This is a genomic window from Veillonella sp. CHU740 (assembly GCF_003992055.1).
Classification (GTDB): domain Bacteria; phylum Bacillota; class Negativicutes; order Veillonellales; family Veillonellaceae; genus F0422.
This window is the reverse complement of record NZ_RQVD01000003.1, coordinates 105,781-127,899: the sequence shown is the minus strand read 5'-3', so window position 1 is coordinate 127,899 and position 22,119 is coordinate 105,781. Positions and strand designations below refer to the sequence as shown.

Genomic DNA, 22,119 nt, shown 5'->3' with positions numbered 1-22,119 from the left:
CAAGGTTCTTGAGATAGTACTATCACAAGATATCTTGGTAGTTTTTCCATTTTAGACGCACTTAGGAGCTGTAACAAAATAGCTTCAAGTTTATAATTTATAGATATAATTATCGTTTTTTGTGTTTTTTAGATTTAGAATCTGCTTCTATTTTTAGCAATTCTTTTTTCATCTCATCATGAATGAACTTAGAATATTCTTTTACACCAGTATCATTTGGATGAATACCATCATCACCCAACCAATCTCGATGCTTGGCTGCTATACTAGCCCAATCAATGATATGAATATTAGGATGTTCCTCTGCTAATTGCTTCAGGTACTCATTATTTTCATCAATCCATTGGACTCCCGGTGCATAGTTATTAACCCAGAAGATTTGACGTTCTGAACCAAGGTAGTCTACAAATGCCTTAGTTTTATCTTCATAGTATCCCGTAATTGGACCGTTGGTACCAAGACCAACTAATACTACATCACCTAGTAGATTTTGTGCATCAAATTGCTTTGCTACATCTAATCCGGCCCCTATATAGCGAGATACTTTTGCATCGATTTGTATCCCTGCAAAATCTTTTCGCATCGCGTGAGAAGAACCAAGCATAACAGAGTCACCAATAGCCGCCATGTGAATCATGCCTTTAGGATCATCTACAGATGTCAAATCAACTTCCTTAGCATTTTCTGCCGCTTGTGATGCAGCATTTCTAGTCAATCGCATTTGTAAATCATTCACATCTTGTTGCTTCTCTGAAGGTACTGTGGCCAATGCATAGATACCTAGTAATACACAAAGAGCCGCTACTACGGAAACAACTTTTATGAAATAAGATCGTAATATAGCGACATAATCCCGCAATGTTGTCTGACGAAAACACCAGTTTGTAACAGCCTCACTCCATACGGACACTAAAATGATAGTAAGTACTAACACAATATAATATCCTATAGATGACTCAAAATAGTCTATAATTCCATTCTGTTCAAATAAATAGATAATTGGATACTGCCACAAAAACAATCCATAACTATGCTTTCCTAACCATTTCAAGATAGGCACATCTACTAATGTCCCTAACGGAGTACTTGGTCTTTCAACAAGCCACACCATGAAAGCAAATAGAACTGTAAATGCCGTCATCCACAGAGTGTAAGTAAGAGGGCTTTGTCCATCTAAATAGAAATAACCAATACCTGTTGCTATCGTCGCTAAGGTCAACCAAATAGCACCCATCACATTGCCTTGTGCCGTAGATTTTCGATATTTCTTTTTCTCACTACGATGTAATCCTAATGCTGCCCCTAACAGTAAGGCAAACACTCGTGTATCTGTACCATAGTAGAAGCGAGAAACATCCATCCCTTCACTATAGGTAAGAGGCATAATCATAGATGTACCGACCGTCAATAAGCCAATCCAAACAAGGCCTAATTTATAACCCCATTGTTTCGTCAATATTCGGTACGTCCAAAATAGAAACGGCCAGACCACAATATATTGCAATTCCACTCCCATAAACCACATATGAGTAAAAGGAGATGTATTGACAAGTCGAGTAAAGTAATCTGCATTTTGAGCAATTTGCCACCAGTTATTGTACCCTAAAAAGATAGATATAATTTCAGGTCGAATCCCCGCTAATGTCTCAGGAACTATAGCATAACAGAGACCAAGGATAACTGTCACCATTAAAATTAACGGGATAAACAATCGCTGTGCTCTCCGCACAAAATATCGACCCACACTATAGGTATGTTGTTTCCACTGTAGATTCGTTGTGAAAGCCAATAGATACCCCGATAAAAGGAAGAAAAGAGATACCCCTAAAAATCCACCACTACCGGCTGTGGGGAACAAATGATACAATGTAACACCTAAAATGGCAATTCCTTTGAGACCATCAATCCCCCTCACAAATTTCTCTGATTTTGCCCCGTTATTACGTTTTTTTACACCTGAAATGGCTCCTTGATGAGGTTCTTCTAACTCTGGTGACATGACATTTCTCCCTTTCCTCGCATGGCGACAAGACTATAAAACTACTTTCGTTGATATATAATCTACATTATAGCATAGAGAAGAGATCATGCGTAGAGTGATTTTATAATGGAATATGAAAATATTTAAACTCTACCGTTCATCTTACAAACGATCATAAAATTCTTGAAGGAATCGACTACGACCAAAGAACTTTTCACCTGTCAAAATATAATAGGCTGCTTCTGCTGGCTGTATAGATCCTCTAGTCGCCGCTTCCATATCATCTGGTCTTATCTGTCTTGTGTTACCATTATCATCGAATGCATATAAGCGTTTATTAACAAGATCATATAAGAACTTTCTCGTTGTATATCCATACATGCTAGGGCTACTTGTATCAGCACCACTTACAAAAAATGTATTTACTGCTATAATCATTTTACTAGAAGTTTGTTCTACTATGACAGCAGATGTTCTATCCATGTATTGTCCCATCCCCATGCGTGAATACATTTGTGGGAAATTCGTATTATAATCAAAATATGCAAGTGTACCATTTCCTATATACGTCGTAGGTGCTACTTTTGCCTGTCCTGTCACCATCATTCCCATTGCTAATACGCCTGCTAGCGCTATCTTTTTTAACATAGTTTTATCCTTTCTTACATGGATTTATATCCTTTTTAGATATAAACACGATAACCACCATCGCTCGTAAAGAATCATCTTCATTCGCATTCGATTACATAGGGTCAATATGAATCAATACATATCCTTTTCGCTTTGTATCATAATGAATACATAAATCATATCCACACTCTATATTCTCTTCATGTAAATAATTTCGTAATTCATCAATGTCTCGCTGAACAGATCGTTCATTAATACAAAACTCCTCTGATAACTCATGCTTATTCAGTGTTTCACCTTGTAATAGTCGCCGATGCATAATCAATATACGCTGTACTTTTCCTTTTTTACCCTCTTTTCGCATAGACCTTACCGCTCTATCGTGGCAATAATTTTTACTATGCGACCACAACCGGCCTCACGAGCTTTCACCTTATTGGCTGCCTCGCTTCTAGAGCTGGCACTTTCATACGCTGTATGTACGGTTGTGCTATTAGGATAGTGAAATTTTACCATATATCGTTTCATTATATCCCCTCTCTCTCATATATAACAATAACTCGTATACTATAAAACCAGTATACATATACTTAAATTATAAGAAACAATATCAACTATGGTCAACACCTTTTTCTACTTTCTACAAACATTTGCCATCTTAACAGCAAATACTGTAAAAGAATGCTATAATAATGACAGCATTCAGACTATGATTATTAACGATACTATAAAAGGAGTTCTTATGATTCGTATTGCTTTTGGTCAAATCCAAGTACAACCGGGGCAACCGCAAATTAACTATCAATCGATGTTACAGGCTATCGCTTATGCTAAAGCAGTCAATACCGATATTCTGATCTTTCCCGAGTTATGTATCAGTGGCTATCTTGTAGGAGATCTATGGGATCAAATTTCTTTTGTAAAAGATTGTCTCTACTATGGTGAGGAACTAGTGAAAGCAACAAAAGATTCTAACCTCTCCATTGTATTTGGTAATGTAGCTATAGATCATCAGTTACAAAATCAAGATGGAAGTCTCCGAAAATATAATGCACTATATGTAGCTTCTCAGGGGAAATTATTACATAACGAATCTCAACCATATCCATTTACGATTAAAACATTATTACCATCTTATCGCTACTTTAACGAACCACGGTATTTTACTAGTGCCACAACAGTATCTGAAGAAAAGCAAATTCCGCTTACTGTTGTTAATCAACCTGTCACTATCCCTACTCGTCACGGTACTTTCATAATTGCGCCTATGATCTGTGAAGATAGTTGGGATACTCATTACAATCATTGCCCTACTGCTACTATGATGAGTGCTAGCAAAGAGCAAGGCATCCCTGTAAACCTAATTGTAAACTGTTCGGCTTCTCCTTTTAGCATGCAAAAACAAGAGCAACGGCATCAGCTGTTTAGTCAACAAGCTGCTAAGTATCATACACCTATTGCGTATGTAAATGCTGTGGGCATCCAAAATAATGGAAAGAATATTTGTCTCTTCGATGGGTGTTCTACCTTATATGATGCACAAGGATCTATTGTTGAAGATACACCAGCCTTTGAAGACACTGTGCGCCCTGTGTTATTAAAAGATACACTATGGAGTCCAGCTGAAGATACAAAGGAATCAACTTCTGTTCCGTTAGAAACAGCATCTGAGGGGCATCATTTTTCTCAAAGCCATTACATTCCTAATCTATACAAAGCACTACACTATGGTATTCGTCAATTTTTAAAACAAACTGGGATTCAGCGTATTGTCATTGGTGCTTCCGGTGGTATTGACTCTGCTGTCAATGCAGCGTTATATAGCACAGTCATTCCTCCTGACCACCTCTACTTAGTCAACATGCCAAGTCGCTACAACTCAGATATGACAAAAGACTTAGCCTATCAATTGGCAAAGAATATTGGTTGTCATTACGGTGTTACTCCTATCGAAGATGGTGTTACAGCTACCATACAACAATTAGAGAGTACACCATTTGATTTACTTAGTGATACTACTATTCACACCCCAGATGAAGCACCTAGTACCATAGTCACTAACAGATCTACACTTACTCTTAGCACCTTAGGTAAAGAAAATATCCAAGCCCGTGATCGTTCTTCTCGTATCCTAGCTGGCATTGCTTCTGCTGTGAATGGGGCTTTTACATGCAATGGAAATAAAACAGAATTTACCATTGGCTATGCAACAATGTATGGTGATTTGGCTGGATTCCTGGCTGCTACTGGGGATTTGTGGAAACAAGATGTATATGCGTTAGCACAATACATGAACGAAGAAATTTTCAAACGAGAAGTAATTCCCCAAGGTTCTATCGAGGTCGTACCAAGTGCAGAACTCTCTTCCGCACAAGACATTACACAAGGCATGGGAGACCCACTGCAATACGAATACCATGATAGATTGTTCCGTTCCTTTGTGGAAGGTATTCCTGTGGATAGAAACGATGTCTCTTCCAATCGTACTCGACTAACACCAGAGGAAATTTTGCATGCTTATGCATTGGGTACACTAGATGTAATGCTAGATTTACCAAAATCGATTCGCCACTATTTTCCTAACGCAAGCTCTTTCATAGCAGACTTAGAGTGCTGGTGGAAATCTTATAATGGCCTAGCTGTAGCTAAACGAATTCAAGCTCCCCCTATCTTACTTGTAAGTGAACGAGGCTTTGGAAATGATCTCTGTGAAAGCCAAATAAAAGTCTACTTCTCACGACAATATGAGGAACTAAAACATAAACTAGAAGCTATTAAAAATGATATTATGACAAAGAACTATGCCCTGGACATGACACTACCTCCTGCCGTTAAATCAAATATTCATAAACCATTTACACCAGAGGAGATTTCCATATTATGGCAGCACACAGATGATATCCTTGTACGTATCGTATTAATTTATATCTATACTGGAATGAGACCTGTTGAGCTCTACCAGGTGAAACTAGAAAATGTAAATCTAAAGGAGCAATATGTAATTGGTGGTTCAAAAACAGCTGCTGGTAAAGATCGTATGATTCCTTTAGCTGATTGTATTATGCCCTTTATAAAAGAGATTTACAGTAAATCACATTTCTCACGTTCAGAAACATTACTTCCCCCTAAATTAATCCCTACACGTTTATCAAGACCTATAGAGCATTTATGTGAATCCTTAGGATTATCTAAGCATAAACCACATGACACACGTCTAACGTTCATCACCCTGGCACGCAATGCCGGTATGGATATCTATATTCTAAAATCCATTGTAGGTCATACACATACCGGAGATGTAACCAGTGACGTATATATCCATAAGACAAGAAAACAATTCCTAGATGCCGTCAATACATTACCTGTAACATTTACTGGGGAAATGATGAGTATGTCAAAATAAACATTTTTAAAATATATAAATTTATAAGGAGATTATTATGAAAATTACCTCTCTAACTATTAATGATTTTAGATGTTTCAAAGATGCTAAATTTAATATTGGTCAAAATATTACTATTTTTTCTGGCACAAATGCCGTAGGTAAATCTACAATTCTTGGCTTATTAGGAAACTCTTGTGAATTAAAATCAAATAAAGGTCGTCCAATATTACAATCTGCTTTTAGATGTGAATGGAGTGATTTATTTAAAATGTCTCCTACATTTGATACTAGCAAGTCAAATATTGCAAGTATTTCATACGATAGCGAACCTGACTTAAAGTACAGAATAACATGGCAAGAAAATAACACCAGAGGACGGCTTATCCCCTTGACTATAACAGCAGATGGTAAACGGTCAAATGCAAAGCAGTCACATCCTTCCCTATATTTAGGATTATCACGTTTATTTCCTTTAGGAGAAGCTTTAATATCATCTGACAAAAATCCAATGACTATTAATAATATTCCTGATTCATTTCTTACAAATTATCAGAAAATTCTCTCTATCAATGAGAATATTCAGTCAGTTAATCGTGTTTACCTTGATGGGAATAATAAATCACCTATAGGCATTAATACTGATAAATATGATTACCTTACTAATTCTGCTGGGCAAGATAATCTAGCACAAATTCTTTTAGCAGTCGAATCATTTAGAAAGTTACAAATGGACTTTCCTGATGACTATAATGGTGGGCTACTATTAATTGATGAACTTGATGCTGCATTGCACCCATCTGCACAAAATAGATTATTTGATTATTTATATACATCTTCTAAAAAATTAGATTTACAAATAGTTTTTACAACTCATAGCATTTCTCTATTAGATTATGCACGTTTAATAGCTGAACCACAACAGCATTCAAACGATGATATTAAGCCGATAGAAATATATTTTTTGAGTCGTGCCAACAACGAACCTACTCCAACAATAATATCTTCACCTGGTCCATTATTATATAAAAATCTCCTTCAAGAAACATCAAATAGAATAAACCAGAAAATAAAAATTATTACTGAAGATGCAGAAGCAAGATGGGTCCTTAACCACCTATTACCAGAATCTATTTTACATAAAATTAATTTACTTGATACAACAGTTGGTTGTAATGAAGTATTGTCTCTAAGTAAGTGTGATCCAACTTACTTTGGCACTAGAATTATAGTCCTTGATGGAGATATAAAAACTAAAAGAAAAAACATGAATGATATTGCCGCTCAAAATGCATCTGGACATCATATTTATATTTTACCTTCAACTAAACCTATTGAAGTAAGTCTACTTGATTTTCTTACTTCCAACTCCAGTAATGCTAAGGATTATTTAAATCAATACACTTGCCTTGAAAATGGACTTACTTATAATTATTTTAAGAATACAGATTTATCACAATTCAAAAAAAATGGAAATAAACGAGAAAAGTTAAAAGCATGGTTTAAATATCATAAATCACAATTTGATGATACCAGTTTATTTAGCTATTGGATTAAAGAATATGAACAAGAAGGAAATGATTTAATTGAGGCTATCAAAAACGCAGTGGATTCAATTTCTAAAAAACTATATATTCCTGAATAAATTTTTATGTCCAAACATCATTTTCTGTTTTATAATAAGATAAAAGGAGGTGTATCAAATGCCAAGAACAAAATCAATACTAAGATATCCAGGTGGTAAAACACAACTGGCAAAATTTACAAATCATCTTATAAAAATTAATAAAATTCAATCCCCTATATATTGTGAACCATTTTCTGGAGGTTCTGGCATATCTATGGAACTCTTACTAGCTAATCAAGTAAATAGTATCATTCTTAATGATTTAGATCCCTCCATATTCTCTATTTGGTATTCCATACTATATGATACTGATAGATTAATTTACACGATTGAAAATACACCTATTACTATAGACGAATGGTACCACCAAAAAGAAATATATTTAACATTACGAGATATCTCAGATTACAACTTTTCCCTAGCATTTGCTACCTTATTTCTGAATCGTACAAATCGTGGTGGTATAATTACTGGTGGTCCTATAGGTGGATACAAACAATCGTCAATATACTCTATTGATTGCAGATTTAACAAACAAAATCTAATAAAAAAAATTAAGGATATTTCTAAACAAAAAAATAGAATAGAACTTTATATGTTAGATGCAAAGAGATTAATTTCAGAGATATTGCTTACTAAAGATCCTAATCAATTATTTATATTTTTCGATCCTCCTTACTATCACCAAGGACAAACGCTTTATAAAAACTCACTTACTCATACTGACCATATGGAGTTATCAAATTCTATTAGATTAATGAATCAATACAAGTGGATTACTACTTATGATGATTGTTCAGAAATTCAAGATATATATTCTGACTATAATTTATACACATATCAACTACGTTATTCTATTAATAAAGTTCGTAATGCTAACGAATACATATTTAGTAGTCCTATCACTCAAATAGAATCTTTTGACAAAGTAATATTGAAATAAAAAAGAGCACAGCCTTTATAGCTGTGCTCATTTCATTAATGCTTATTGATAATATTTTTGAAAGTTTGCTTATCAATATAGAAATAAATACCTCTAAAATTCTTTATATCACAAATAACCTAATTACCAGGAATCGTTAAAATAAATCCTAATAATTAGATATGTAAATTTAGACATTTTTTATATTTATTCTACTCTCTGTAATATCATTCATATGAAAAGGTTGTGCAACTGTTTTATTTTTTGCCATTTTTAAGGCATAATTGATAAAAGTAGCACTCTAAAAACCTTTATAGAGCGCTACTTTATCACTCTTCTAACTACTCAATATTAAGAATTGAATTGTGATACACATCTTGTACGTCGTCTAAGTCTTCCAACATATCTAGTACACGTTGCATATTCACTGCATCATCACCGGTCAATTCCATATTAGAATCTGGAACCATTGTAATTTGTGCCATGTCTGTAGCGATAGCTGCCTCAGCTAAGGCAGCTTCTACCGTATCGTAATCATCTGGTAATGTATAAATAACGAATACATCGTCTTCTACTTTGATGTCTTCCGCACCAGCATCAAGAGCCAATAAAGTCAATGTTTCTTCATCATTGCCTTCTTGCGGAATAACAAATACACCTTTGCGTTTGAACATCCAGTTAACGGAGCCACTTTCACCTAGGTTACCACCACGTTTGGAGAAGGCATGACGCACATCAGCAGCTGCACGGTTACGGTTATCTGTCATCACTTCTACAAGGATGGCAGCACCGCCTGGGCCGTATCCTTCATAAGTAATTTCTTCGTAGTTATTCGCATCACCAGCACCGGCACCTTTATCGATGGCACGTTGGATATTATCTTTCGGAATATTATTTTCACGAGCTTTTTGTAACGCTAATTTCAAGCGCATATTGCCTGTTGGATCTGTACCACCAGCTTTCACAGCCACTGTGATTTCACGGCTAATTTTTGTGGTAATTTTTGCTTTTAACGCATCATTTTTACCTTTTCTATGTTTAATATTTGACCATTTAGAATGTCCTGACATTGTGTCCTCCTATTTATTCCACCACGCTTCGCCTCGTAAGCGGTCTAATATAATTGATACGGCACTACGAACTGAAAGGTGATTGTACTCTCCATGTCCATAGATGGGTTCTAAGATATAATCGAAATCTTCCATTGTTTCCTTCGTCATACCATACCCCGTTCCAAATAATACTACCACAGGACGGCTCTCACTTTCAAGTGATTTACGAAGCGATGCATAAGTGATGGTATTATCGTAGGTCCTTGCATCAGTGGTGCACACAATCGGAGCCTGTCCTTCTAGCTCCGTCACCATATCGATAGCTTGTCGAATGGAATTGACTAGCTCCACATGTTTGAAAGCATCTTTTCGATCTGGATTATAAGTACTACCAAACCCTGTCTTCCAATGACTCATCACCGTCTCTGCTAATTCTCGTTGGCTCGGCACATTATGAATAATAAAATATCGTTCTACATCATATGTCGTAGCAGCTCTGGCAATATCATGAATATCATAATTCGTGATAGCCGTTGTAATCACTTCACCATGTTTATTCATAATGGGATAATGAACGAGGCCGATATATAAATTCGCCATTTATTTCCTCTTTTCTATTGTAAAAGTAGATCTTCTTAAGACTTTCTCTACAACTCGTTTTTCATCCTCAGATATACCCCTATCTAACAATCGTTGCAAAGCCTTAGCTTCTTCTGTTGTTAACTCACGATGTAACAAATCCGATCGCAGCATTGCTGTTCGTTTCAACGATTCTTCTAGCCGCCATTGCTCAATATGTTTATGATGACCGCTAAGCAGAACATCTGGCACCTTCATACCCCTATATTCTTGAGGCTTCGTATATTGTGGACATTCAAGTACAGGATGATAAAAGGAGTCTTCTATAGCACCTGATGTCGCTCCCAAGACGCCAGGAATCATACGAGCCACTGCATCAGCTACCACCATGGCCGGTAATTCACCGCCAGTTAACACATAGTCACCAATGGATATAGTTTCATCCACTAAGTGTTCCTCCACGCGGAAATCTACACCTTCATAATGTCCGCACACAATAACAAGCTGATCATAGGTAGCTAATTCCCTTGCTTTTTCTTGGGTAAAAGTTGTCCCTGTAGGACCCATAAACACAACATGGCGTTTGTGATTCGCCTTTGTATTACGATGTTCTTCTATAGGCATCTGCAATACATGTTCCACAGCTTCAAAAAGAGGAGGTGCTTTCATAAGCATACCAGCGCCACCGCCATAAGGAGTATCGTCCACTTGCCCATGCTTGTTATGAGAAAACTCCCTTGGATTTGTCACTTTCATATCCAATCGATTCGCCTGTAAGGCACGTTTGATGATGGAATGTGTAAAAAAGGCATCAAAAAACTCTGGGAACAAAGATATAATATCTATTTTCATAGGCTATACACCTCCTTTCACTAACTTGCCAACTACCTATACATTCACAATACTATTTGTCACTGTCATATGAGACAACAATCGATCTTCTTCATCGAAGATATTAATTATCCACACATGATTGCGACCACCTTTGTGCAATAATTGACCACGCGCTACTACATAGCCCTCGCATCGTTTTGGTTTCACATGATTTGCTGTTATAGATTGACCTACCGCTATACGCTGTTTGGTAGATTCTGAGCCTATACCACATTCACTAGAGGGCTTAGTTTCTTGTGCCAATATAGCATTTGATGCCATCCCTGCCAATGCTTCTCCATAAGCCAAATACACACCACCATTAACGAATCCAAAGGGTTGTGCATGAAATGATGAAAGTCTCATAGTACTTTGAAAGGCTTGCCCAGCACAGTGGAATGTCCCTATCTGTAATTGTTCTAATAAAGAGGTCTCCTTCATACTATGCCCTTTCTACTTTGTTAATCAACTCTTGTCGCAATATTTTTCCCATGCCATTTTTCGGCAATGTATCATAATATACAATTCGCTTCGGTACTTTATACTTCGCTAAACGATTCAGTAAATAGTCTACTATATCTTTTTCTGTGTGAGTCGTCACCACACAAAGAACAGGCACTTGTCCCCACTTAGGATCTGATACAGGAATAACTGCACATTCCAAAATACCGTCCATTCCATATAAGACATCCTCGACTTCCTTAGGGTAAATATTCTCGCCACCAGAAATGATGATGTCCTTTCTGCGGTTCAAAAGATATAAAAATCCATCTTCATCTACGTAGCCAATGTCATCTGTATTAAAAGCTCCTTTAATGGATTCTTTATTAAGGTATCCTTTCATCAGCATCGGTGATGAAATCCACACTTCACCTACCCCTTCTTCATCAGGGTTTCGAATTTCAATGGTAACACCCTCTAAAGGATATCCCACAGAGGCTAATTTATGAGGATAATTCTGAACATTAAATGTCGTACTTTGTGCAAACGTTTCCGACATACCGTACGTTTTATAGACTGGTAAGTTTCGTCGTACGCATTCTTGTAACAGTGGCATCGGAATAAACTCGCCACCTAATAAGATAGCCCGTAAAGTTGGTGCTTGTATTCGTTCTACTATACGTTGTAGTACCGTAGGTACCAACGATACTATGGTAACCTCTTCTGTTTTTAATGCATCTAATACAACTTGCTCCGAGAACTTTTCACGAATTGTCGCTCTTGTGCCATTATACAAGGTACGCAAAATAATAGATAAACCACTGACATGGAACATAGGGAGTACTACAAGCCAATTGTCCTCTTCCTCCACACCGAGCACTTTTGCAGAAGCTTTCACATGGGCCTCAATCTGCGACCACCGCACAGGTACCGATTTGAATTTGCCCGTTGTAGCACTAGTATTAATAATGCAAAATACTGTTTCATCACATGGGTTCCAGTTTAGATTGCTCTCACAATCTGTAGAATCTTCAACATCGCCGTCAATGTGCATAGGAGAAATAGCCTTGAAATCAGTATCTATGCATGTAGAAAAGCACAAATACTGTCGGTCTACTTGACTATGGCTATACTCATAAGTAGAAACGTCTATAATCTCTATGTCATAGGTTCCCTTTTGCGTTCGCAACACCTGTGCCATTTTTTCTGACATCAATAAGGTGCTTACGCCTGTACTTATCATTTGCTCAGATACTTCTCGTTCGGTCAGATTCGTATTCAGCAATACTGTTTCGATACCCAATGCAGATAGAGCAAATACATGAATCGCCATAGATACGGAGTTTTCCGCCCATAAAGCAATACGACTCTCTCCTCGAAGATGAGGAGCGAGTCGTTTTGCTGTAGCTATTGTTAAATCCAACACATCTCCATAGGTAAGTTCGTTTAAAAAAAGCTTATCTCTATGTGTATGTGCTCGTTCATATAACCACTTCATAACCTAACCCATTAAGGGAATTTAGGGAATTGTTTGAAATCAGGTTTGCGTTTTTCTTTAAATGCATCGCGACCTTCTTTACCTTCATCAGTTGTATAGAACAATAAAGTCGCATCCCCTGCAAATTGTTGTAAACCTGCTAAACCATCTGTATCAGCATTGAAAGATGCTTTCAAGAAACGAAGTGCCATTGGAGATAATTGAAGAATTTCTTCACACCATTTCACTGTTTCAGCTTCTAATTGATCAAATGGAACTACTGTATTAACAAGCCCCATATCTAAGGCTTCTTTTGCAGAATATTGGCGGCATAAGAACCAAATTTCACGAGCTTTTTTATGGCCTACTAAACGAGCCAAGTAACCAGCACCATAACCAGCGTCAAAAGAGCCTACGCGAGGGCCTGTTTGGCCAAATTTTGCATTTTCAGATGCGATAGAAAGGTCACATACGATGTGTAACACATGACCACCACCAATAGCAAAACCATTAACCATTGCGATTACAGGTTTTGGAGTAATACGGATTAAATGTTGCAAATCCAACACATTTAAGCGAGGAATTTTGTCATCCCCAACATAACCGCCATCTCCACGAACACGTTGGTCACCACCGGAACAAAATGCTTCTTTATCTTCTCCTTGACCATGGTTAGCGCCAGTTAAAATGATAACGCCCACTTCTGCATCTTCACGAGCAATCGTAAACGCATCAATTAACTCCATCACTGTTTTAGGACGGAACGCATTACGCACTTCTGGACGATTAATCGTAATTTTTGCAATTCCATTATATGTTTCATAAATTACATCTTCGTAATTACGATCTAATACTTTCCAATCGAATTGACTCATAGTTACCTCCAATATGATTAGCTATTGTCTAAATACTCTACCCCATATTATATCAAATATAAAGTAAAATTTATAGCATATCTACATACTTGGTACCGCTCGATGCGCCATAGCTACAGCTATTTCATCTAAATGTAAGACCCCTACTCCCAAATAGATAGCCACACTTAAATGCTCTTGGCTTCGAGCAATGCCTACTTTACCCCCTACATTGAGGCCCACACATTTATTTTTCAGCTGCTCTAAGGCTTGTGCCGTAGCCCCTACCACGGCCCCTTTACTGACATGATCATCTTGAATCAAGCCTTGCCGGTCTGCAGCTACCACAGCACGTTCAATAATCTTAGGAATAATATCTGTGAAAGTTCCCCCAAAATCTACCGCACAGGAATAAATTCCTTGAGCTTCAAAGGCTTTTCGCAATGCCATCTCTTCAGCTCGACTTTCAGAAATGGCAACATGCAGTGCTGCTCGTCCTACGCCAATACTCGTTTTTTCCATACTATTTGTCTCCTATTAAGAACTTTGTATATCCCTAAGTATACCGTATATGAAGTTATGTTTCCATATTATTTTCACTAGGACATAGAATATATATTTTATGGACAAACAGTACTCCCCCTCTTATAGATAGTAATCAAACAAAATAGCTGCACAAGATATACTTCTTGCACAGCTATTCAAAAGGCATCGTAAATAACAGAATTGGATATAAAGGATAGTATCACCAAGTAACCCTGTAATACATATACGTTACTTTAGAACACATTACTATTAGCTACCTACAGCTTCAACCATAGAACGAATATACTCATATAACTTTTCTTCACCATTTGGGCCCCATTCACCAATTTGTTTCACAATGGCACTACCAACGATGGCGCCATCAGACACATGAGCCATCGCTTTTGCTTGGTCTGGCGTAGAAATACCAAAACCAACGGCTACGGGAATATTTGTATATTGACGAATTTGTTGTATAATACTTGCAATATCTGTCTTTATGTCACTGCGCATACCCGTCACACCAAGAGAAGACACGCAATACACGAATCCTTCTGCATCTGCCGCAATCTCTTTGATGCGCTGTTCAGATGTGGGGGCAATCAAAGAAATCACAGATACTCCATGCTCTTTAGCTTGTTTACCTAACTCTTGTTTTTCTTCAAATGGACAATCTGGCACAATCACCCCTTGGACGCCCACTTCTTCGCAGCGTTTCATGAAGCTTTCAACACCGTACACATAAATAGGATTCATATAGGTCATGAAAACAAGAGGTATCGTCAATGCGTCATCACCCGTACGCAAACGTTGAACCATTTCAAAAATATCATCTGTTGTGATACCCATAGATAAAGCGCGTTCACTGGCTGCTTGAATAACAGGACCTTCTGCTACAGGATCAGAAAAAGGAATACCGATTTCGATTAAACTGGCTCCAGCCTTTGCCATAGTGCGAATGTATTTTTCTGTTGTTGTAATCCCTTGGTCACCAGCAGTAATAAAAGGGATAAATGCTTTCTTTGTGAAAGCCTGCGCTATTGTTATCTTATTCATGTAAATTCACCCCTCTATATCTTGCCATAGCTGCTACGTCCTTATCACCACGACCTGATAAGCAGATGATCATACTCTCATCAGGGCTCAATGTAGGAGCCAACCGCAATGCATGAGCAATGGCATGAGCACTTTCAATGGCTGGAATAATGCCTTCTGTGCGAGATAGATACTCGAAAGCATCCACCGCTTCATCATCGGTGATAGGCACATATTCAGCACGACCACTATCGCGTAAATATGCATGTTCAGGTCCAATACCTGGATAGTCTAAGCCTGCAGAAATAGAATATACTGGTGCAATTTGTCCATAGGAGTTTTGGCAGAAATAGGATTTCATACCATGGAAAATTCCTACTGTCCCCTTTGTCATGGTCGCTGCATGTTCCTCTGTATCAACGCCTTTACCTGCCGCTTCACAACCAATCAATTGTACTCCTTCATCGGGAATAAAATGATAGAACATACCGATAGCATTACTGCCACCACCAACACAAGCTAACACTGCTGCAGGTAGCTTGCCTTCTTTTTCTAGAATTTGTTCTCTTGCTTCACGACTAATGATGGACTGAAAGTCCCGTACCATCATAGGAAATGGGTGCGCTCCCATAACAGAGCCCAATACATAATGCGTGTCTGCAATTCGATTTGTCCATTCACGCATGGCTTCAGATACAGCATCCTTCAAAGTTCCAGTACCAGAGGTAACAGGATGTACTTTTGCACCTAATAGTTCCATGCGATACACGTTAAGAGCTTGCCGTTCACAGTCTTCTTGGCCCATGAAAATTTCACATTCCATACCCATCAAAGCTGCCACTGTTGCCGTAGCCACCCCGTGTTGCCCTGCTCCCGTTTCCGCAATTACTCTCGTTTTACCCATTCGTTTTGCTAGTAACATTTGACCTAGCACATTATTTAATTTATGAGAACCCGTATGGTTTAAGTCTTCTCGTTTTAAATAAATCTTGGCGCCCCCTAAATCCTTTGTCATTTTTTCAGCAAAGTATAGCAAAGATGGCCTGCCTGTATACGACACATGTAAGTCTTCTAATTCTTTAATAAATTCAGGGTCATGTTTATACGTTTCATAGGCGTCTTCTAGTTCAATGATGGCATTCATTAGCGTTTCTGGCATGAATTGACCACCAAATTCGCCAAAATAGCCATGGCGATGTATTGTCATACTCTATCTCCTCATCTATTTGTTACTTGTTTAATTAATTGCGACATAGTGCTCATTTTTTTAGCATCTTTTTGTCCATTTGTCTCTAGACTACTACTCATATCTAGTCCATAGGGCCGTAATCTACGAATGGCGCGCGCTACATTATGTAGTCCTATACCACCGGCTAGATAGTATGGGATCTGTACACCTTCTAGCAATGACCAATCGATGGTCTTACCAGTGCCACCACGTTCTTCCTTAGAGTAGGCATCAACCACAAGTCCATCGATAGGTGCTTGTTCCCATGGCAACATATCTTCCTTACCTTGCACCTGTATGGCTTTCCATATCTCAACGGATTCTAATTGTTGTTCCTGTAATTGATTCCGTAATGTTTCAATATAGGCTATCGTTTCATCTCCATGTAATTGCACTACTGAAAGTGGCACTGCTTTAGCAATCTCTACAATAGTAGGTATCGTTTCATTTACAAACACACCTACACATGAGATGCATTTGGCACCGCTTGTAGTTTTTAAGCCATCTCGCAAATCTCTTGCAATGAATTGGGCTTGCTCTACCGTCACTTGTCGTTTACTAGGAGCAAACACAAAGCCTACGTAATCTGGTCCTGTCTCTAGTAATACAGGCACTGTGTCTAATTGAGTTATGCCACAAAATTTTACTTTCACTTCATATCTCTGTTCTGTAACAGAGTCAGCTTCCAATACTATTCTATCTGTAACTTCCGATATTGGTAAGCCTTCAACCTTACATGCTCTTTTCTTTCCTAATACATCTAGATCTAAGTCATTTTCCATAAAACTATTATGTCTAATAGGCCCGTATAGTTCGGCAAGTTTTTCCACTTTATTCGCAGATCGCATGAAGCTTTCACCCATCAGGGCAGCATGAATATCGTTATCTCGTAAACACTGAATATCTGCAGCTGTGTCTAGGCCACTTTCAGAAACGAAAATAACAGAATCATCCACTAGATTGCGTAGGCGAATGCTGTTGTTCACATCCACCGTGAAATCTTTTAAATTGCGATTATTCACTCCAATGATGCGGGCTCCTATACTCACGGCTCGCAACACTTCTGTTTCGTCGTGAGCTTCTACTAAACAGGATAGCCCCAAGCTATCTGCTAGCTCGTGAAAGCGTCGCATCGTATCATCATCCAAGATCGCAACAATCAATAATATAGCCGAGGCACCCCATAATTTTGCTTCGTAAATTTGGTATTCATCAATGATAAAATCTTTCCGAAGTACAGGAATGTGTACAGCTTCTGCAATTTCTTGTAAATACTGAGGGCTGCCTAAAAAGAAATCTGGCTCCGTCAATACGGAAATAGCAGCTGCCCCTGCCATTTCATAATCGTTAGCTATCTCTAAATAGGGAAACTCTTCTGCAATTATCCCTTTTGATGGAGACGCTTTTTTCACTTCACATATAAAATTAAAATCTAACTCTTGTAATGCCTGTTCAAAAGGAAAATCCTTCGTAATAGGCATTCTTTCTACTTGCTGTTGCAACTCTGACAAGGGTAAGTTAGCTTTTGCATCACAGACCCGTTTTTCAGTAGCTGCTACAATCTTATCTAATATCATAACTATCTCTATTTCTATCCTACTATTCTGCAATAACCTTATTATCATAGTATGTATATGCCAAAGTACTATTAGTAGCATTCATATATCTAAATGATATGGGTAGGAATTACTATATCTGCACTATTTAGTTATCAAGATACCTAAAACGCTCTAAAATCTGCTATTCCTAAATGATATCTCCCACTTGATAAATATAATGACAAACATGTCCTATTAAGCATTTTGCGAGGCTTTCACAAATCTTGATAGTGCCTCTGCACCCGCACCGGAATACAGTAATTCTGCTACTTTTTTAAACGCTTCTTCTAAAGTCGCTGCCCCATCTTTTGCCAGATAATAGGCCATACCCGCATTTAATATAACTGCTGTAGCACGTCCACTCTTATCTTTACCTTCTAGTAAAGTACGAGTAATAATCGCATTTTCTTGTGCATCACCACCGACTAAGACCTCAGGTAATGCATAGTCAAACCCATAGTCCTTAGGATCTAGTTCATAGATCTTGAACGTACCATGATTGATTTCGCACACTGTCGTAGTACCTGTAGCTGTGATCTCGTCTAACCCATCACTACCATACACCACGGCACCACGATGTACACCTAAGTTAGATAAGACCTGTGCCAATGGTTCCACTAAGGACCGATCGTACACACCCATGAGCTCTACCGTAGCACCGGCTGGGTTTGCCAAAGGTCCTAAGATATTAAATACCGTTCTGACCCCCATGGCTTTTCGCACAGGACCCGCATATTTCATCGCTTCATGGTACACAGGGGCAAACATAAAGCAAATATTTGCTTCCTCTAAGACTTTTCTATTTTGTTCCCCATTCAGTTCTAGTTTCACACCCAATGCTTCTAATACATCAGCAGCACCGCATTTGCTAGATACGCTACGATTCCCATGTTTAGCCATAGGAATCCCCGCTGCAGCTAATAAGATGGCCGATGTGGTAGAAATGTTGAAAGTACTACTACCATCTCCACCAGTGCCTACAATTTCTACCACCGTATTGTCATGTGGTACAGAACCTGCTTTTTCTCGCATCACTTCTGCAAAGGCTGTAATCTCTGTCACGCTAGGACCTTTCGCTTGCAAGCCGCCTAAAAAGGCTGCCATAGGCACTTCCTGTACCTCTCCACTCATAATAGCGTTCATCGTTGCTTTTGCCACTTCATACGGCATATCTTGACCCTCTGTAACGAGACGTATTGCTTGTTGTATCATCTGTGTGTCCTCCTAGTATAGATACACACCTGGTCTATTTATTACCTATCAATATCTCACTATTAGTAAGATTTTAATCGTATTAGATACAGGTAGATGTATCGTTCCATCTTCTATTGCTTACCCTATCTTTTACTTAATTCCATAGTGCTTTAAGAAATTCTTAACCATTTGCGTTCCCTGCGGTGTCAATATAGATTCTGGATGGAATTGCACGCCATACATCGGGTACGTTCTATGTTCAATGGCCATGATTTCTCCATCTGATGTACGGGCTGTGACCACCAATTCATCTCCTAGGGTATCTTCTAAGACTGCTAAGGAGTGATAGCGTGCTACTGGGAACTCTTCTGGGATGTCTTTCCATAATATGGATGGATAACATTGGGTAGCCATACTTTGCTTACCGTGCATCACTTCTTTTGCATACCCTACAGTAGCTCCGAACACTTCGCCCATAGCCTGATGACCCAAGCAGATGCCTAAAATAGGAAACTCCCCTTGGCATGTTTCTAGCAATTCTTCGTACACACCTGCATCCTTTGGTCGTCCCGTTCCTGGTGAAAGGATGACACAGTCTGGTGCAAGCTCTCGAATCTCTTTCACTGTCATTTCATCACTGCGGATGACTTTAATATCTTTCACTAAAGAGCCAATCAATTGATAAATATTGAAAGAAAAACTATCGTAATGATCGATGAGTAATACCATGTTACACCTCCTGTGCCAATGTGATGGCTGTCACCATAGATTGTGCCTTGTGGATAGTTTCATTGTATTCATTCACAGGCACACTATCTCGCACAATGCCACCTCCGGACCGAACAAAGACTCTTCCCTCTTTTGCCATCGCCATACGAATCCCGATACACACATCCATATTGCCAGAAAAATCTAAGTACCCTACAGCACCACCGTAAACGCCACGTGGGCTTTTCTCTAATTCTTGTAAAATCTGAATCGCTCGAATTTTAGGAGCTCCCGATAAAGTACCTGCTGGCAAGGTAGCACCAATAGCATCTAAAGCATCAAACTCTGTTCGTAAAGTTCCTTTCACGGTACTTGTTAAATGGATAACATGAGAAAATCGTTGAAGTTGATGTAGCGCTTCCACTTGAACGGACCCGAACTCACAGATTTTACCAATGTCATTACGACCTAAATCGACTAACATGTTATGTTCTGCCAATTCTTTTTCATCTTTACTTAACTTAGCCTCTTGCGCTCTATCTTCCTCTTCATTCTTGCCCCGTGGTAATGTGCCCGCAATAGGGAAAGTGTAAACACTTCTATCTTGTAATTTCACCAATGTTTCCGGAGATGCACCTGTTAATTCTACAGATTTACCACTCATATAGAACATATACGGAGATGGATTCATCGTTCTCAGTACACGATACGCATTGAGTAAACTGCCCTTGAATTTAGCTTCTCTACGGTTGGATACAACCGCTTGGAAAATATCTCCTTCGGTGATGTAATGTTGCGTTTTTCGTACGACCTCTTGGTATTCCTCAGAGGTAAACTCGGATGTGAATTCACTTTCTAGTACACCACGTTCGATATCAGCTTCTTCGCCATCTTTCACCAAGTCTGCCAAGGCTTGTAGTTCTAATTGGGTACGCTCGTAATTGCGCTCTATATCATCTGTACGTACATGACCGATGATATAGATTTTATTTTTATAATGGTCGAACGCAATGACTTTATCGAAGAGCATAAGATCTACATCGTTAACCATACTTGTATCTGTATCACTAATATGTTGATCTAAGGTAGGCTCAATGTAACGTATGTATTCATAGGCGAAGTATCCCACAAATCCACCTGTGAAAGTTGGCAATTCTTCTACTCTAGGACTTTTATATTGGCTCAATATATTTCTAATCTCTTCCGCTGGATTATGACATGTAAACGTACGTGTCATATCTCCTTTGATCGTCATCGTATGATTTTTGCATGTGACTTCTAACAATGGATTATAACCTAAGAAAGAATATCGCCCCCAGTGATGCGTGTTATCTGCACTTTCCAATAGGAATGTGTGCGCGCTCACTTTCTTTAATGCTTTCAGTACGGAGATAGGTGTACGAATATCCGATAATAATTCCACATACACCGGTACTATGTCATATCCTTGTCCTAATTGTTTTACGATTTCTAATGATGGTTTCATAAGCCCTCCTGCAATAAAAAAACTCGCCCTAGACGTAAATGTCAAGGACGAGTTCATATGCTAAATAACTGCACGAATGCGCAGAAAGATTCATATAAATCGCGGTACCACCTTGTTTGAATGCATGCATTCCCCTTTGCAGGATACTATCATATCCCTCACGATTAACGCTCATGACACGTTATGCTATACTAGGACGAATTGTCCGTTCCCCATACCCTCGGTGGTCCATTTAATAGACTGCGTTCTGCGGGGCTCTCAGCTACCCCCACTCTCTGGAAGTGCACGTTCTATTTTTATCTCCACCTCATCGGTTTGTTAGGCGAGTATTAAATTATGTATCAAATATTATCACACTAAAATACATTTGTCTACTGAATATTAACATTTTTTCTATATTTTTTATAGGAATATCCTATATCACCTATAGATACTCCCTATAGATATATATCTACTAAGCATAAAAGAGAATGACCACATAAGTACTCCCTATGGCTACGTAACTACTCCGCATGAAAGCAAATAAT

20 protein-coding genes are annotated in these 22,119 nt (G+C 38.4%); 3 read left to right on the top strand and 17 right to left on the bottom strand.

From position 1 onward, the window contains the following. Nucleotides 1-109: 109 nt before the first annotated feature. From EO115_RS02850 to EO115_RS08365, 4 genes are all read right to left on the bottom strand, one after another. Nucleotides 110-1,999 (bottom strand): acyltransferase family protein, encoded by a 1,890-nt coding sequence (locus tag EO115_RS02850; RefSeq protein WP_126937476.1) that lies wholly within the window; start codon nt 1,997-1,999, stop codon nt 110-112. A gap of 144 nt (nt 2,000-2,143) precedes the next feature. Beyond that, nucleotides 2,144-2,629 carry a hypothetical protein gene (locus EO115_RS02845; protein WP_126937475.1) on the bottom strand — a complete coding sequence of 162 codons (486 nt, stop codon included), beginning with the start codon at nt 2,627-2,629 and terminating at the stop codon, nt 2,144-2,146. Between the two features lie 94 nt (nt 2,630-2,723). Continuing rightward, a complete protein-coding gene (locus EO115_RS02840; protein ID WP_126937474.1) occupies nt 2,724-2,975 on the bottom strand; it encodes a helix-turn-helix domain-containing protein in 252 nt (83 codons plus the stop codon). Between the two features lie 5 nt (nt 2,976-2,980). Beyond that, the gene (locus tag EO115_RS08365) at nt 2,981-3,139 is read right to left on the bottom strand and encodes a hypothetical protein (protein ID WP_164724034.1); all 159 of its coding nucleotides are present in this window, start codon (nt 3,137-3,139) and stop codon (nt 2,981-2,983) included. Nucleotides 3,140-3,227: 88 nt separating this feature from the next. Here EO115_RS08365 and EO115_RS02835 point away from each other — a divergent pair, with 88 nt between their 5' ends. Genes EO115_RS02835 through EO115_RS02825 form a run of 3 tightly spaced genes read left to right on the top strand, consistent with a single transcriptional unit; the run spans nt 3,228 to nt 8,563 of the window. Then, the gene (locus EO115_RS02835) at nt 3,228-6,014 is read left to right on the top strand and encodes a tyrosine-type recombinase/integrase (protein ID WP_126937473.1); all 2,787 of its coding nucleotides are present in this window, start codon (nt 3,228-3,230) and stop codon (nt 6,012-6,014) included. 37 nt (nt 6,015-6,051) lie between these two features. Next, nucleotides 6,052-7,638: an ATP-dependent endonuclease gene (locus EO115_RS02830; protein WP_126937472.1), complete on the top strand. Its 1,587-nt coding sequence runs from the start codon at nt 6,052-6,054 to the stop codon at nt 7,636-7,638. A 58-nt stretch (nt 7,639-7,696) separates the two neighbouring features. After that, nucleotides 7,697-8,563, top strand: coding sequence for a DNA adenine methylase (locus EO115_RS02825; protein ID WP_126937471.1), 867 nt, complete (start codon nt 7,697-7,699; stop codon nt 8,561-8,563). A gap of 320 nt (nt 8,564-8,883) precedes the next feature. Here the strand turns inward: EO115_RS02825 and EO115_RS02820 are convergent, their stop codons facing one another. The 13 genes from EO115_RS02820 to trpE all read right to left on the bottom strand — a co-directional run bounded on the left by EO115_RS02820 (nt 8,884) and on the right by trpE (nt 21,592). Next, nucleotides 8,884-9,612, bottom strand: a complete 729-nt coding sequence (locus EO115_RS02820) for a YebC/PmpR family DNA-binding transcriptional regulator (protein WP_126937470.1) — start codon at nt 9,610-9,612, stop codon at nt 8,884-8,886. Between the two features lie 9 nt (nt 9,613-9,621). Further along, nucleotides 9,622-10,194, bottom strand: coding sequence for an RNA methyltransferase (locus tag EO115_RS02815; protein ID WP_126937469.1), 573 nt, complete (start codon nt 10,192-10,194; stop codon nt 9,622-9,624). Continuing rightward, nucleotides 10,195-11,025 carry a tRNA (guanosine(37)-N1)-methyltransferase TrmD gene (gene trmD, locus EO115_RS02810; protein ID WP_126937468.1) on the bottom strand — a complete coding sequence of 277 codons (831 nt, stop codon included), beginning with the start codon at nt 11,023-11,025 and terminating at the stop codon, nt 10,195-10,197. A gap of 36 nt (nt 11,026-11,061) precedes the next feature. Beyond that, the gene (locus EO115_RS02805; RefSeq protein WP_126937467.1) at nt 11,062-11,487 is read right to left on the bottom strand and encodes a PaaI family thioesterase; all 426 of its coding nucleotides are present in this window, start codon (nt 11,485-11,487) and stop codon (nt 11,062-11,064) included. A gap of 1 nt (nt 11,488) precedes the next feature. After that, entirely contained in the window at nt 11,489-12,985 is a 1,497-nt protein-coding gene (menE, locus tag EO115_RS02800; RefSeq protein WP_126937466.1) for an o-succinylbenzoate--CoA ligase, read from the bottom strand. An 11-nt stretch (nt 12,986-12,996) separates the two neighbouring features. Further along, a complete protein-coding gene (menB, locus tag EO115_RS02795) occupies nt 12,997-13,839 on the bottom strand; it encodes a 1,4-dihydroxy-2-naphthoyl-CoA synthase (RefSeq protein WP_126937465.1) in 843 nt (280 codons plus the stop codon). Between the two features lie 81 nt (nt 13,840-13,920). Continuing rightward, nucleotides 13,921-14,340: a HutP family protein gene (locus EO115_RS02790; RefSeq protein WP_126937464.1), complete on the bottom strand. Its 420-nt coding sequence runs from the start codon at nt 14,338-14,340 to the stop codon at nt 13,921-13,923. Between the two features lie 273 nt (nt 14,341-14,613). Further along, a complete protein-coding gene (gene trpA / locus EO115_RS02785; protein ID WP_126937463.1) occupies nt 14,614-15,399 on the bottom strand; it encodes a tryptophan synthase subunit alpha in 786 nt (261 codons plus the stop codon). Then, on the bottom strand, nt 15,392-16,585 hold the full coding sequence (gene trpB / locus EO115_RS02780) for a tryptophan synthase subunit beta (RefSeq protein ID WP_126937462.1): 1,194 nt from the start codon (nt 16,583-16,585) through the stop codon (nt 15,392-15,394). Before trpB ends, trpA begins: the two co-directional genes overlap by 8 nt. An 11-nt stretch (nt 16,586-16,596) precedes the next feature. Continuing rightward, nucleotides 16,597-18,183 (bottom strand): indole-3-glycerol phosphate synthase TrpC, encoded by a 1,587-nt coding sequence (trpC, locus tag EO115_RS02775; RefSeq protein WP_126937461.1) that lies wholly within the window; start codon nt 18,181-18,183, stop codon nt 16,597-16,599. A 216-nt stretch (nt 18,184-18,399) separates the two neighbouring features. Then, nucleotides 18,400-19,416, bottom strand: a complete 1,017-nt coding sequence (gene trpD / locus EO115_RS02770; RefSeq protein ID WP_126937460.1) for an anthranilate phosphoribosyltransferase — start codon at nt 19,414-19,416, stop codon at nt 18,400-18,402. A 132-nt stretch (nt 19,417-19,548) separates the two neighbouring features. Next, nucleotides 19,549-20,127, bottom strand: a complete 579-nt coding sequence (locus EO115_RS02765) for an aminodeoxychorismate/anthranilate synthase component II (protein WP_126937459.1) — start codon at nt 20,125-20,127, stop codon at nt 19,549-19,551. 1 nt (nt 20,128) lies between these two features. After that, nucleotides 20,129-21,592 carry an anthranilate synthase component I gene (gene trpE, locus EO115_RS02760; protein WP_126937458.1) on the bottom strand — a complete coding sequence of 488 codons (1,464 nt, stop codon included), beginning with the start codon at nt 21,590-21,592 and terminating at the stop codon, nt 20,129-20,131. Nucleotides 21,593-22,119 lie beyond the last annotated feature (527 nt).